This is a genomic window from Streptomyces sp. NPDC088817, assembly GCF_044750345.1.
GTDB lineage: Bacteria > Actinomycetota > Actinomycetes > Streptomycetales > Streptomycetaceae > Streptomyces.
The window spans coordinates 1-16,426 of the sequence record NZ_JBIVJN010000027.1; the positions used below are offsets into that span (position 1 = coordinate 1).

Genomic DNA, 16,426 nt, shown 5'->3' on the forward strand with positions numbered 1-16,426 from the left:
GATGTCGGTGGCGCTGCCCGTCGCCGATGTGGAGGCCCGTCTTGAGGCGTTCGGCGGGCGGGTGTCCGTCGCCGCCGAGAACGGCCCCCGCTCCTCCGTCGTCGCGGGCGAGCCTGAGGCCCTGGACGAACTGCACGCGCAGCTCACCGCCGAGGAGATCCGGGCCCGCCGGATCGCCGTGGACTACGCCTCGCACTCCCACCACGTCGAGGACCTGCACGACGAGATCCTGGAGCTGCTGGCGGAGGTCGAGCCGGCCGCGTCCGGGATCCCGTTCTTCTCCACGGTCACCGGCGACTGGCTCGACACCACCGTCATGGACGCCGGCTACTGGTACCGCAGCCTGCGCGGACGCGTGCTGTTCGCGGACGCCGTGCGCGGTCTGATCGCCGCCGAGCACCGTGCCTTCATCGAGGTCAGCTCCCACCCGGTGCTGTCGATGTCCGTGCAGGACATGATCGACGACGCCGGAGTGGCGGGTGTCGCCTCCGGCACCCTGCGCCGCGACAACGGCGGCCTGGACCGCTTCCTGCTGTCCGCCGCCGAGGTGTTCGTGCGCGGCGTCCACGTCGACTGGGCCGCCGTGTTCGAGGGGACCGGTGCGTCCCGGGTCGACCTGCCCACCTACGCCTTCCAGCACGAGAACCTGTGGGTCGTCCCGGCCGTCCAGGAGGCCGTCACCGCGGCCGACCCCGAGGACGCCGCGTTCTGGACCGCCGTCGAGGACGGGGACGTCTCCGCCCTGACCGCGGCCCTCGGCACCGACGAGGACTCCGTCGCCGCCGTGCTGCCCGCGCTGTCCTCCTGGCGCCGGTCCCGCAAGGAGCGGTCCACCGTCGAATCCTGGCGCTACCGCCCCTCCTGGAAGCCCGTCACCAAGCTCCCGCAGCGCACCCTCGACGGCACCTGGCTCCTGGTGTCCGCCGACGGCGTCGACGACACCGACGTCGCCGAGGCGCTGGAGGCGGGCGGCGCCGAGGTGCGGCGCCTCGTCCTCGACGAGACCTGCGTCGACCGCGCCGTCCTGCGTGAGCGCCTCACCGACACCGACGGCCTCTCCGGTATCGTCTCCGTCCTCGCGGGCGCCGAGCGGACCGGCGCCGTCCCCGGCACCGGACTCGTCCTCGGCGTCGCCCTCACCGTCGCCCTCGTGCAGGCGCTCGGCGACGCCGGCATCGACACGCCGCTGTGGGCACTGACCCGCGGCGCCGTCTCCACCGGCCGATCCGACAAGGTCACCGCGCCCGTCCAGGCCCAGGTCACCGGCATCGGCTGGACCGCCGCGCTGGAGTGCCCGGGACGCTGGGGCGGTGTCGTCGACCTGCCCGAGACGCTCGACGCCCGCGCCGGCCAGCGCCTCGCGGCCGTCCTCGCCGGCGCGCTCGGCGACGACGACCAGATCGCCCTGCGCTCCTCCGGCGTCTTCACCCGCCGTATCGTCCGCGCCGACGCCGCCCCCGACGGCTCCGCCCGCGACTGGAAGCCCCGCGGCACCACCCTGGTCACCGGCGGCTCCGGCACCCTCGCCCCGCACCTGGCGCGCTGGCTCGCCGAGCAGGGCGCCGAGCACCTGGTCCTGGTCAGCCGGCGCGGCCCCGAGGCGCCCGGCGCCGCCGAACTCCGCGCCGAGCTGGAGGAACGCGGCACCGCGACGACCCTCGCCGCCTGCGACATCACCGACCGCGACGCGGTCGCCGCCCTCCTCGAAGGCCTGAAGGCCGAGGGCCGCACCGTCCGCACCGTCGTGCACACCGCGGCCACCATCGAACTGCACACCCTCGACGCCACCACGCTCGACGACTTCGACCGCGTCCTGGCCGCCAAGGTCACCGGAGCGCAGCTCCTCGACGAACTCCTCGACGACGAGGAGCTGGACGACTTCGTCCTGTACTCCTCCACCGCCGGCATGTGGGGCAGCGGCGCGCACGCCGCGTACGTCGCGGGCAACGCCTACCTGGCCGCCCTCGCCGAGCACCGGCGCGCCCGCGGCCTGACCGCCCTGTCGCTGTCCTGGGGCATCTGGGCCGACGACCTCCAACTCGGCCGCGTCGACCCTCAGATGATCCGCCGCAGCGGCCTGGAGTTCATGGACCCGCAGCTCGCGCTGAGCGGCCTCAAGCGGGCCCTCGACGACGACGAGCACGTCATCGCGGTCGCCGACGTCGACTGGGACACGTACCACCCCGTCTACACCTCGGCCCGGCCCACCCCGCTGTTCGACGAGGTCCCCGAGGTGCGGCAGCTCACCACCGCCGCCGCGCAGAGCGCCGGGACCGCGGTGCAGGGCGAGTTCGCCGCCGCGCTGCTGGCCCTGCCCGGCGCCGAGCAGCACCGCAAGCTGCTGGAGACCGTCCGCACCGAGGCCGCCTCCGTGCTCGGCCTGGCCTCCGCCGAGGACCTCACCGACCAGCGTGCCTTCCGCGACGTCGGCTTCGACTCGCTGACCGCCGTCGGGCTGCGCAACCGGCTCGCGTCCGTCACCGGGCTGACGCTGCCGTCCACGATGGTCTTCGACTACCCGAACCCGGCCGCCCTGGCCGGCTTCCTCCACTCCGAACTCGCCGACGTCCACTCCGCGGGCGCCGTCGCCGTCACCGCGGACGCGCCCGTCGACGACGACCCGATCGCCATCGTCGGCATGAGCTGCCGCTACCCCGGTGGCGTCACCTCCGCCGAGGAGCTGTGGCGGGTCGCGCTGGACGAGGTCGACGCGATCTCCGTCTTCCCGGCCGATCGCGGCTGGGACGCCGAGGCCCTCTACGACCCCGACCCGGACGCGTCCGGCCGCACCTACTCGGTGCAGGGCGGCTTCCTGCGCGACGTCGCCGACTTCGACCCCGGCTTCTTCGGCATCTCGCCCCGCGAGGCCCTGTCGATGGACCCGCAGCAGCGCCTCCTCCTCGAAACGGCCTGGGAGGTCTTCGAGAACGCCGGCATCGACCCGGTCGGCCGGCGCGGCAGCCTCACCGGCACCTTCATCGGCGCCAGCTACCAGGACTACGGCGCCGCCGTGCCCGGCAGCGAGGGCTCCGAAGGCCACATGATCACCGGCTCGCTGCCCAGCGTGCTGTCCGGCCGTGTCTCCTACCTGTTCGGCTTCGAGGGCCCGGCCGTCACCCTCGACACCGCGTGCTCGTCCTCGCTGGTCGCGATCCACCTGGCCTGCCAGTCGCTGCGCAACGGCGAGAGCTCCCTCGCCCTCGCCGGCGGTGCCAGCATCATGTCCACGCCCATGTCGTTCATCGGCTTCAGCCGCCAGCGGGCGCTGGCCGAGGACGGCCGCTGCAAGGCGTACGCCGAGGGCGCCGACGGCATGACCCTCGCCGAGGGCGTCGGCCTGATCCTGCTGGAGCGGCTCTCCGACGCCCGCCGCAACGGCCACGAGGTCCTCGCCGTCATCCGCGGCTCCGCCATCAACCAGGACGGCGCCTCCAACGGCCTCACCGCCCCCAACGGCCCCTCCCAGCAGCGCGTCATCCGCCAGGCCCTCGCCAACGCGGGTGTCGAGGCGGACGACATCGACGTCCTGGAGGGCCACGGCACCGGCACCTCACTCGGCGACCCGATCGAGGCGCAGGCCCTGTTCGCCACCTACGGCCGGGACCGCGACCCCGAGCGGCCCGTACTGCTCGGCTCGGTGAAGTCCAACATCGGCCACACCCAGATGGCCTCCGGTGTCGCCAGCGTCATCAAGCTGGTCCACGCCCTCAACGAGGGTGTCGTCCCCAGGTCGCTGCACATCGACGAGCCGTCCACCCACGTCGACTGGTCCTCGGGCGCCATCCAGCTGCTCACCGAGCGCACCGAGTGGCCCGAGACCGGCCGTCCGCGCCGCGCCGCCGTGTCGTCCTTCGGCCTCAGCGGCACCAACGCCCACACCATCCTGGAGCAGGCCCCCGCCGAGAGCGCCCCGGCCGCCGCCGAGGACGCGCCCGCGCCGCGGGACGGCGTCGTGCCCGTCCTCGTCTCCGGACGCGGCGAGGCTGCACTGCGCGCCCAGGCCGGAGCCCTGCTCGACCTGCTGGCGGACCGTCCCGGCATCCACCTCACCGACCTGGCGTTCTCCCTCGCCACCTCGCGCGCCGCCCTCGAGCACCGCGCCGCGGTCGTCGCCGACGACCACGACGCACTGGTGCGCGGCCTGACCGCACTGCGCGACGGACTCCCCGGCGCCGGTCTCGTCCAGGGCCGCACCGGCCGCGGACGCACCGCCTTCCTGTTCACCGGACAGGGCAGCCAGCGCCTCGGCATGGGCCGCGAACTGTACGAGCGCCACCCGGTGTTCGCCGACGCCCTGGACGCGGTGCTCGCCCGGATCGACGGCACCACCGAACGCCCCCTGCGCGACGTGCTGTTCGCCGCCGAGGGCTCCGAGGACGCCGCCCTGCTCGACCGCACCGGCTACGCGCAGCCCGCGCTGTTCGCCCTCGAAGTGGCGCTGTTCCGGCTGCTGGAGTCGTGGGGGATCACCCCCGACTACCTGGCCGGCCACTCCGTCGGCGAGATCGCCGCCGCGCACGTCGCCGGCGTCCTCGACCTCGACGACGCGTGCGCCCTGGTGGCCGCCCGCGGCCGGCTCATGCAGGCGCTGCCCGAGGGCGGCGCGATGGTCGCCCTGGAGGCCGCCGAGGACGAGGTGCTGCCGCACCTGGAAGGCCTCGCCGACCAGGTCTCCGTGGCCGCCGTCAACGGGCCCCGGTCCGTCGTCGTCGCCGGCGTGGAGGAGCCCGTGCTCGCCGTCGCCGCGCACTTCGCCGAGCAGGGGCGCCGCACCAAGCGGCTGCGGGTGAGCCATGCCTTCCACTCGCCGCTCATGGACGCCATGCTGGACGACTTCGCCGCCGTGGCGCGTACCCTCACGTACCACGCGCCGGCGATCCCGTTCGTCTCCAATGTGACCGGCACCCTCGCCACCCCCGAGCAGGTGTGCGGCGCCGACTACTGGGTCTCCCACGTCCGCTCCGCCGTGCGCTTCACCGACGGCATCGGCTGGCTGTCCACCCAGGGCGGCGTCCAGACCTTCCTGGAGCTCGGCCCCGACGGCGTGCTCAGCGGCATGGCCCGCGAGAGCCTCACCGACGCCTCCCGCACGGCGCTGCTGCCCACGCTGCGCGGCGACCGCCCGGAGGAGCAGGCCCTCGTCACCGCCGTCGCCGCGGCCCACGCCCACGGCTTCGACGTCGACTGGGCCGCCTGGTTCGAGGGCGGCGGCGCCCGCCGCGTGGCCCTGCCCACGTACGCCTTCCAGCGCGAGCGCTACTGGCCCGACACCACCGCCGCCGGCATCACCACCGCCGCCCCCGGCTCCGCGCTGGACGCCGAGTTCTGGGCCGCGGTGGAACACGCCGACGTCGCCTCGCTCGCCGCCTCCCTCGGCCTGGACGACACGACCGTCACCGCGATGGTCCCGGCGCTCACCGCCTGGCGGCGGCGCCGCGGCGAACAGTCCGCGCTCGACTCCTGGCGCTACCGCGTCACCTGGAAGCCGCGCGGCGGCGCCCCCACCGCGGCCCCCACCGGACGCTGGCTCGTGCTCGTACCGGCGGAGCACCGCGACGAGACCACCGCCGCCTGGGCCGCCGATGTCGAGGCCGCCCTCGCCACCGCGACCGTCCGCGTGGAGGTCACCGGCACCGACCGCGCCGCCCTCGCCGCCCGGCTCACCGAGGCCGCCGACGGCGACACCTTCCAGGGCGTGCTGTCGCTGCTGCCGCTCGCGCCCGGCGACGCCGGACACCCCGGTGCCCCGGCCGCGCTCACCCTCACCGCCACCGCCCTCCAGGCGCTCGGTGACGCCGGAGTCGACGCCCCGCTGTGGAACGTCACCCGCGGAGCCGTCGCCGTCGGCCGCTCCGAGCAGGTCACGGCACCCGAACAGGCCGCCGTGTGGGGCCTGTTCCGGGCCGCCGCCCTCGAACTGCCCGGCCGCGTCGGCGGCAGCGTCGACATCCCGGAGAACCTCGACACGCAGGCCGCCCGACGGCTGCGCGGCATCCTTGCCGCGGGCGACGGCGAGGACGCCGTCGCCGTCCGCGCCAGCGGCGTCTTCCTGCGCCGGCTCGCCCACAGCCCCGCCGCCGACACCGTCGGCTCCGCCTTCGACCCGGCGGCCGGCACCGTCCTGATCACCGGCGGCACCGGCGGCATCGGCGGACACCTCGCCCGCCGCCTCGCCCGCGACGGCGCCGCCCACCTGCTGCTCACCAGCCGCCGCGGCCCCGACGCCCCCGGCGCCGCCGAACTCCGCGCCGAACTGGAGGAGTCGGGCGCCCGCGTCACCATCGCCGCGTGCGACGCCGCCGACCGCGACGCGCTCGCCGCGCTCCTCGCGGACGTGCCCGAGGACGCGCCGCTCACCGCCGTCTTCCACACCGCGGGCGTCGTCGACGACCACGTGGTGGACGAGCTGACCCCGGCGAGCTTCGCCACCGTCCTGCACGCCAAGACGGTCGCCGCCCGCCATCTGCACGACCTCACCGCCGGGCTCGACCTCGCCGCGTTCGTCCTGTTCTCCTCGACCGCCGGCCTCATCGGCGCCGCCGGACAGGGCAACTACGCCGCCGCCAACGCCCAGCTCGACGCCCTCGCCGAACAGCGCCGCGCCCAGGGCCTGACCGCCCTGTCCGTGGCCTGGGGCCCCTGGGCCGGCTCCGGCATGGTCGCCGACGCCGCCGAGATCGCCGCCCGCGTCCGCCGCGGCGGGTTCGAACCGCTCGACCCCGCCTCCGGAGTCGCCGCGCTGCTGCGCGCCGTCGACAACGGCGACACCACCGTCGCCATCGCCGACATCGACTGGGAACGCTTCCTGCGCGCCTTCGCGGCCACCCGCCCGCTGCCGCTCGTCGCCGACCTCCCGGAGACCGCCGGCGCCACCGCCCCGGCGGCGTCCGGCACCACCGGGTCGGGCCTGCGGCAGCAACTCGCCCAGATGCCCGCCGAGGAGCGCGCCGCGCACGTCCTCGACCTGCTGCGCACCCAGGTGGCGGCCGTCCTCGGCCACGCCGACGCCCGCACCGTCGACGACGACCTGGCCTTCCGCGACCTCGGCTTCGACTCGCTCACCGTCCTGGAGCTGCGCAACGCGCTCAACGCCATCACCGGCCTGAGCCTGCCCGCCTCCCTCGTCTACGACCACCCCACGCCGCGCGAGATGGCGGACTTCCTGCTCGCCGAACTCCTCGGCACGCTCACGGAGTCCACCGCCCACACCGTCGCCACCCGGGCCGTCGACGACGACCCGATCGCGGTCGTCGGCCTCGCCTGCCGCTTCCCCGGCGGCGTCACCACGCCCGAGGAGCTGTGGCGGCTGCTGACCGAGGGCCGCGACGGCATCACCCGCTTCCCCGACGACCGCAACTGGGACATGGCGGCGCTCGGCGCCGGCGCCTCCGACACGCTGCACGGCGGATTCCTCGCCGGGGTCGCCGACTTCGACGCCCGCTTCTTCGGCATCTCGCCCCGCGAGGCGCTCGCCATGGACCCGCAGCAGCGGCTGCTGCTCGAAACCACCTGGGAGGCCCTGGAGCGGGCCGGCATCGACCCGTCCGCGCTGCGCGGCTCCACCACCGGTGTCTTCGTCGGCACCAACGGCCAGGACTACCCGAACCTGCTGCGCCGCTCCACCTCGGACGTCTCCGGCTACGTCGCCACCGGCAACACCGCCAGCGTGATGTCCGGCCGCCTCTCCTACGCCCTCGGCCTGGAGGGCCCCGCGGTCACCGTCGACACCGCCTGCTCCTCCTCGCTGGTCGCCCTGCACTGGGCGGGCCGCGCGCTGAGCGCCGGCGAGTGCGACCTCGTCGTCGCGGGCGGCGTCTCGGTGATGTCGACCCCCGACTCCTTCGTCGAGTTCAGCACCCAGGGCGGCCTGGCCCCCGACGGACACTGCAAGCCGTTCTCCGACGACGCCGACGGCACCGCCTGGTCCGAGGGCGTCGGCATCCTGGTCCTGGAGCGCCTCTCCGACGCCATCCGCAACGGCCACGAGGTCCGCGGCATCATCCGCGGCACCGCCGTCAACCAGGACGGCGCCTCCAACGGCCTGACCGCCCCCAACGGCCCCTCCCAGCAGCGCGTCATCCGCCAGGCCCTCGCGGACGCCCGCCTCGCGCCGTCCGACATCGACGCGGTCGAGGCGCACGGCACCGGCACCACCCTCGGCGACCCGATCGAGGCGCAGGCCCTGCTCAACACGTACGGCAGGGACCGCGACGCCGAGCGGCCGCTGCTCCTCGGCACCGTCAAGTCGAACATCGGCCACACCCAGGCCGCCGCGGGCGTCGCCGGCGTCATCAAGATGCTGCTGGCGATCCAGCACGGCACCCTGCCGCGCACCCTGCACGTCACCAGCCCCACCAGCCACGTCGACTGGAGCAGCGGCGCCGTGTCGCTGCTCACCGAGGAACGCGAGTGGCCCGGTACCGGACGGCCGAGGCGCGCGGGCGTCTCCGCGTTCGGCGTCAGCGGCACCAACGCGCACGTCATCGTGGAGCAGGCGCCCACCGACGAGCCCGTGGCCGCGCCCGCCGACGAGCCCGCCCCCGCCGCCGACGTCACCACCGTCCCGTGGATCGTCTCCGGCCGCAGCCGCGAGGCCCTCCAGGACCAGGTCGACCGGCTCACCGCGTACGCCGCCGCCCACCCGGAGCTCTCCCCGCTGGACGTCGGCCGCTCCCTGGTCACCGACCGCACCCTCTTCCCGCACCGCGCCGTGCTGCTCGCGGGTCCCGACGGGGTGCGCGAGACGGCCCGTTCGGTCGCGTCCCGCACCCCCGGCCGCACCGCCTTCCTGTTCTCCGGCCAGGGCGCCCAGCGCGCCATGATGGGCCACGGCCTGTACGAGCGGTTCCCGGTGTTCGCCGACGCGCTGGACACGGTCCTCGGGCAGTTCGACACCGCGCTGGACTTCTCGCTGCGGGAGGTTCTGTTCGCCGCGCCGGGCACGCCCGAGTCCGAGCTGCTCGACCGGACCGGCTGGACCCAGCCCGCGCTGTTCGCCGTCGAGGTCGCCCTCCACCGCCTCCTGGAGTCGTGGGGCCTGACCCCCGACCACGTCGCCGGTCACTCCGTCGGTGAGATCGCGGCGGCCCATGTCGCCGGGGTGTTCTCGCTGGAGGACGCCTGCCGGCTGGTGGCCGCTCGCGCCTCCCTGATGCAGGAGCTGCCGCGGGGCGGTGCGATGCTCGCGGTGCGCGCCACCGAGGAGGAGGTTGCCCCGCGTCTGACGGAGCGGGTGTCGATCGCCGCGGTCAACGGTCCTTCGTCGGTGGTCGTCGCCGGTGACGAGGACGAGGTCGCCGCGATCGCCGCGCACTTCGAGGCGCAGGACCGCAAGACCACCCGCCTGCGGGTCAGCCACGCCTTCCACTCGCCGCTCATGGACCCGATGCTCACCGCCTTCGCCCGGGTCGCGGAGTCCCTCACCTACCACGAGCCCCGCATCCCGCTGGTCTCCACCGTGACCGGCGCCCCCGCCGGAGCCGAACTCCTCACCCCCGCCTACTGGGTGCGGCACGTCCGCGACACCGTCCGGTTCGCCGACGGCGTGCGCGCCCTGCGCGAGGCCGGCGTCACCGCCTTCGTCGAGATCGGCCCGGACGGCCAGCTCACCGCCGCCGCCCAGCAGACCCTCGACGCGTCCGCCGACGGGGCACCCGCCGCCGTCGTCCCGCTCCAGCGCCGCGACCGCGCCGAGGAGACCACCCTCCTGGAGGGCCTCGCCACCCTGCACACCCAGGGCAACGGACCCGACTGGACCGCCTGGTTCGCCGCCACCGGCGGACACCGCGTCGAGCTGCCGACGTACGCCTTCCAGCACGAGCGCTACTGGCCCGAGCCCGCCGCGCCCGGCGCCGGAAGCACACCGGACCCCGTCGACGCCGCCTTCTGGGCCGCCGTCGAGCGGGAGGACCTGGAGAGCCTCACGGCCTCCCTGGGCCTGGACGGCGACACCGTCACCACGATGGTGCCCGCGCTGTCGGCCTGGCGCCGCCGCAACGACGCCCACTCCACCGCCCGTGACTGGCGCTACCACGAGAGCTGGACCGCGCTCGGCACCCCGGCGCCCGCCGCGCCCACCGGCCGAGTCCTGGCCCTCGTGCCCGCCGAACACGCCGGCGCCGACTGGGCGGAGACCCTCGTCGCCGCCCTGGGCGCCGACCCGCTCGTCGTCGACGGGACCTCCGGCTCCCTCGCCCGGGAACTCGCCGATCTCGACCCGGCCGGCTGGACCCTGGTGGTCTCGCTGCTCGCCGCGGGCACCGGCGCCCTGCCGGCGCCCGACGCCGCACCGGCCGCCGTCCTGGAGGCCCTGCGGGCCGCCGGTGTCGACGCCCCGCTGTGGTGTGTCACCCGCGGCGCCGTCTCCGTCACCGGGGAGGCACCCGCCGCCGTCGGCCAGGCCGCCCTGTGGGGCATGGGCCGGGTCGCCGCCCTGGAGCACCCCGAGGGCTTCGGCGGCCTCGCCGACCTCGCGCCCGACGCCGACGCGGACGCCGTGGCCCTGCTCGCCGCCCACCTGACCGGTCCCGGCGCCGAGGACCAGATCGCCGTCCGCGCCTCCGGTCTCTTCGGCCGCCGCCTCGTGCGCACGGCCGTCGCCCCCGGCGACGCCGGATGGCGCCCGCACGGCACCGTCCTCGTCGTCGGCGGCACCCGCACCATGGGCGCCCGCGCCGCCCGCTGGCTCGCCCGCGAGGGCGCCGCCCGCCTGGTGCTGACCACCCCGCTCGCCGACGGCGGCACCGACACCGAGGAACTGCGGGCCGAACTCGCCCGGCTCGGCGCCGAGGTCACCGTCGCGCTCTACGACACCGGCGACCGGGACGCGGCCACCGCGCTCCTGGACGGTCTGACCGACCTCACCGCGGTCGTGTACGCCGACGACGCCCCGACGGACGGCCTGGCCGCCGCGCTCGCCCCGGTCGACGCCCTCGCCGAGGCCGTCGCCGGCCGCTCCCTGGACGCCTTCGTGCTCTTCGGCTCCATCGCCGGGGTCTGGGGCGTGCGCGGCCGGTCCGACGAGGCCGCGGGCGGCGCCTACGTCGACGCCCTCGCCCGCGCCCTGCGCGCCGGCGGCACGCCCGCGCTGGCCGTCAACTGGGGCGCCTGGGCCGAGCTGGCCGACCCGTCGACCACCGCCCACCTGCGCATGAACGGCCTGCCGGTGATGGACGCCGACGCCGCCCTGACCGCCCTCGCCGGTGCCGTCGCCGACGGCTCCGCCGCGGTCACCGTCGCCGACGTCCGCTGGGACACCTTCGCCCCGGCCCACCACGAGGCCAGGACCACCGCGCTGTTCGACGGACTGCCCGAGGCCAGGACCGCGCTCGCCGGCGCGGCCCGCGCCCGCGCCGAGGGGGCCGCCGCCTCCGGCGGCTACGGCCAGTGGCTCCTGGAGCAGCCCGCGGCCGACCGGGACGACATCCTGCTCGCCCTCGTCGGTGAGAAGGCCGCCCTGGTCCTCGGCCACGCGGACACCGCGCTCGTCGAACCCGACCTGCCCTTCCGGGACCTCGGCTTCGACTCGCTGACCGCCGTCGACCTGCGCAACCAGCTCACCGCGGCCACCGGCGTCACCCTGCCCGCGACCCTGGTCTTCGACCACCCCAACCCCGCGGCGCTCGCCGCCTACCTGCGCACCGAACTCCTCGGCGGCGCCACGGACACCGCCGCCCCGGTGGCCGCGCCTGTCGCCACCGGCGACGACCCGGTCGTCATCGTCGGCATGGCCTGCCGCTACCCCGGCGGCGTCAACTCGCCCGAGGACCTGTGGCAACTCCTCGTCGACGAGGCCGACGCCGTGGGCGACTTCCCGGCCGACCGCGGCTGGGACCTCGACGCCCTCGCCGGTGACGGCCCCGGCCGCAGCGCCACCGACCAGGGCGGATTCCTCTACGACGCCACCGACTTCGACCCCGGTCTGTTCGGCATCTCGCCGCGCGAGGCCATGGTGATGGACCCGCAGCAGCGGATCCTGCTCGAGGCGTCCTGGGAGGCCCTGGAGCGGGCCGGCATCGACCCTGCGGCCCTGCGGGGCAGCGGCACCACCGGCGTCTTCGTCGGCGGCGGCTCCGGCGACTACCGGCCGCCCGCCGAGTACGGCCAGTGGCAGACCGCCCAGTCCGCCAGCCTCCTGTCCGGCCGCCTCGCCTACACCTTCGGCATCCAGGGCCCCACGGTGTCCGTCGACACCGCCTGCTCGTCCTCCCTGGTCGCCCTGCACCTGGCCGCCCAGGCCGTGCGCTCGGGCGAGTGCTCGATCGCCCTGGCCGGCGGTGTCACCGTGATGGCCACCCCGGTCGGCTTCGTGGAGTTCAGCGCCCAGGGCGCGCTGTCGCCCGACGGCCGCTGCCGCGCCTTCTCCGAGGACGCCAACGGCACCGGCTGGGCGGAGGGCGTCGGCATGCTCGTCGTCGAGCGACTCTCCGACGCCCGCCGCAACGGCCACCGCGTGCTCGCCGTGCTGCGCGGCTCCGCGATCAACCAGGACGGCGCCTCCAACGGCCTGACCGCGCCCAGCGGCCCCGCCCAGCAACGTGTCATCCGCCAGGCCCTCGCCAACGCCCGCCTGGAGAGCGCCGACGTCGACGCCGTCGAGGCGCACGGCACCGGCACCAAGCTGGGCGACCCGATCGAGGCCCAGGCCCTGCTGGCCACCTACGGCCAGGACCGCGAACGGCCCGTGCTCGTCGGCTCCCTCAAGGCCAACATCGGCCACACGCAGGCCGCTTCCGGTGTCGGCGGCGTCATCAAGATGGTGCTCGCCATGCAGCACGGACTGCTGCCGCGCTCGCTGTACGCGGAGAACCCCTCCTCGCACGTCGACTGGACCGCGGGCAACGCCCGCCTGCTCACCGAGGCCACCCCGTGGCCCGAGGCCGAGCGGGTGCGCCGGGCCGCCGTCTCCTCCTTCGGGGCCAGCGGCACCAACGCCCATCTGATCCTGGAGCAGCCGGAACCCGTCCGGCAGCCCGCGCGGCCCAACGACGACGGCTCGCCCGTCCCGGTCCTGCTGTCCGGCCGCTCGCAGAACGCGCTGCGCGCCCAGGCCCGCAAGCTCCTGGCCCACGTGACAGGACACCCCGGGGAGACGCTCACCGACCTGGCCCGCACCCTGGCCACCACCCGCGCCGTCTTCGAGTACCGGGCCGCGGTGACCGCCGCCGACCGGGACGCGCTGCTCGCCGGACTCACCGCCGTCGCGGAGGGCACCACCGCCGCGCACGTCGTCGAGCACCACGTGGAGCGCACCGGCAAGCACGCCGTGCTCTTCTCGGGGCAGGGCTCCCAGCAACTCGGCATGGGCCGGGACCTGTACGAGCGGTTCCCGGCGTTCGCCGAGGCGTTCGACGCGGTCCTCGCCCGGCTCGACGGTCACCTCGGCGCCTCGCTGCGGGACATCGTCTGGCACCGCGACCAGGAGACCCTGAACGAGACCGGGCACACCCAGCCCGCCCTGTTCGCCTTCGAGGTCGCCCTGTACCGCCTGGTGGAGTCCTGGGGCGTGACGCCGGACTTCGTCGCCGGCCACTCCGTCGGCGAGATCGCCGCCGCCCACGTCGCGGGCGTCCTCTCCCTGGACGACGCCTGCCGGCTGGTCGCCGCACGGGCCCGCCTGATGCAGGAACTGCCGCGCGGCGGCGCCATGGTCGCGGTCGAGGCCACCGAGAAGGAGGTCGCCGCCGAACTCACCGACGCGGTGTCGATCGCCGCGGTCAACGGCCCCTCCTCCGTGGTGCTCGCCGGTGAGGAGGACGCGGTGCTCGCCCTGGCCGCCGTCCTCGCCGAACGGGGCCGCCGCACCACCCGCCTCAAGGTCAGCCACGCCTTCCACTCGGCGCTGATGGACCCGATGCTCGCCGAGTTCCGCAAGGTCGCCGAGAGCCTGCGCTACGAGACGCCCCGCATCGCCGTCGTGTCCAACGTGACCGGCGACGTCGCGGGCGCCGACGAACTGTGCGGCGCCGACTACTGGGTGCGCCACGTGCGCGGCACCGTCCGGTTCGCCGACGGCGTCACCGCGCTGGCCGCCCGGGGCGTGCGCGTCTTCCTCGAACTCGGCCCCGACGCGGTGCTGTCCGCGCTCGCCGAGCAGAGCGCCCCGGACAGCGTCAGCATCCCCGCGCAGCGCCGCAACCGCGACGAGGCGGAGACCCTGGTCGCCGCCCTAGGCCGGCTGCACGTGCACGCCGCCGGACCCCGCTGGGACGCCTTCTTCGACGCCGCCCCCGGCGCCTGGCTCGACCTGCCGACCTACGCCTTCCAGCGCGGCCGCTTCTGGCCCGACACCCTGCCCGCCACCCCGCAGGGCGGCGGATCCGGCGCGGAGGCCGACGGCACCGACACCGCCTTCTGGGACGCCGTCGCGCAGGAGGACTTCGGCTCGCTGGAGTCCGTCCTCGACGTCGAGGGCGACGCCCTCTCCAAGGTGCTGCCCGCGCTGCTCGACTGGCGCCGCCGCACGTCCGAGGAGACACGGCTCGACAGCTGGCGCCACCGCGTCGTCTGGAAGCGTCTGACCGGCGCGGCGATGGCCCACCGCAAGCCGCTCACCGGCACCTGGCTGGCCGTCGTCCCCGAGGGACTCGGCGAGGACCCGTGGGTGAGGACCGCGCTGGACGCCCTGGGCACCCGGGTGGTGCGCGCCGAGGCCGGCGACGCCGACCGGGAGACCATGGCCGCCACCCTGCGCGAGGCCGCCGGGGAGGGCACCGGCTTCGCCGGCGTCGTCTCCCTGCTCGCCCTGCGCGACACCGTGCACGGCGACGTGCCGGAGGGCGTCGCCCTCACCGGCACGCTGCTCCAGGCCCTCGGCGACGCCGGGATCGAGGCCCCGCTGTGGTGCGTCACCCGCAGCGCCATGTCCGCCAACCGCACCGACCGCCCGCGCCGGCCGCTCCAGGCCGCCGTGTGGGGCCTGGGCCGGGTGGCCGCGCTGGAGTACCCGCACCGCTGGGGCGGCCTCGTGGACCTGCCGGAACGCGCCGACGAGCGGGCCGCCGCAGGACTCGCCGCCGTCCTCGCCGGACTCGACGGGGAGGACCAGGTCGTCGTGCGCGGCTCCGCCGTCCTCGCCCGCCGCCTCGTACCGGCCCCGGACCGCGGGCAGAGCGGAGCCTGGGACCCGACCGGCACCGTACTGATCACCGGCGGCACCGGCGCCCTCGGCGCCCATGTGGCCCGCCGACTGGCCAAGGACGGCGTACAGCACCTGGTGCTGCTCGGCCGCCGCGGACCCGAGGCGCCCGGCGCCACCGCCCTGCGCGACGAACTCCAGGCACTCGGCACCGGCGTCACCCTCGCCGCCTGCGACGCCTCCGACCGGGACGGGCTCACCGCCGTGCTCGACGCGATCCCGGCCGACCGGCCGCTGACCGCGGTGATCCACGCGGCGGGCGTGCTCGACGATGGCGTCATCGACCGGCTCACCCCGGAGCGGTACCAGCAGGTGTTCCGCGCGAAGGTGACCTCGGCGCTGCTGCTCGACGAGCTGACCCGCGACCTCGACCTGGCCGCGTTCGTCCTGTTCTCGTCCGCCTCCTCCGCGGTCGGCAACCCCGGCCAGGCCAACTACGCGGCCGCCAACGCGGTCCTGGACGCCCTCGCCGAGACCCGCAGGGCGCTGAACCTGCCCGCGACCTCCGTGTCCTGGGGCGCCTGGGGCGGCGGCGGCATGGCCGACGGCCACGGCGCCGACGACGCGGCCCGCCGGGCCGGTGTCGTCGCCATGGACCCGGACCTCGCCGTGGAGTCGCTGCTGCGGCTGGTCAACGGCAAGGAGCCGACCGCGGTGGTCGCCGAGGTCGCCCTCGACCGGTTCGCCTCCGCCTTCGGCGGCACCCGGCCGAGCGCCCTGCTGCGGGAGTTCCCCGGCTACCGGGAGACCGTCGCCGCCGCGGCGCCCGAGTCCCCGGAGGGCACCCTCGCCGACCGGCTGGCGGGCATGGCGCCGGCCCGCCGTCTCGACACCGTCGTGGACCTGGTGCGCACCCGTGCCGCGCAGGTCCTCGGCTACCCGGACACCGGCGCCGTCGGTGCCGAACGGTCCTTCCGGGACCTCGGGGTGGACTCACTCGGCGCGGTCGAGCTGCGCAACCAGCTCGGCGCCGCGACCGGTCTGAGCCTGCCCGCGACGCTGGTCTTCGACCACCCGACGCCGCTGGCACTGGGTGAGTTCGTCCTCGCCCGGCTCGTCCCCGACGAGCCGGCCGTGTCCGACGAGGAGACCGAGATCAGGGCCGTACTGGCCTCCGTGCCGCTCGACCGGCTGCGTGAGATCGGCGTCCTGGAGCCCCTGCTCCAGCTCGCCGGACGCGGCGGTGCGACCGGCGACGACGAAGACGACGAGTCCGTCGACTCGATGACAGTGGCAGACCTGGTGCGGGCCGCGCTCAACGGCCAGTCCGACCTGTAGCGCGAAGTGATG

1 protein-coding gene is annotated in these 16,426 nt (G+C 75.7%); it reads left to right on the forward strand.

Annotation, left to right across the window (positions count from 1 at the left end):
- Window positions 1-7: 7 nt before the first annotated feature.
- Window positions 8-16,414 carry a type I polyketide synthase gene (locus ACIP4X_RS33830; protein ID WP_401352122.1) on the forward strand — a complete coding sequence of 5,469 codons (16,407 nt, stop codon included), beginning with the start codon at window positions 8-10 and terminating at the stop codon, window positions 16,412-16,414.
- Window positions 16,415-16,426 lie beyond the last annotated feature (12 nt).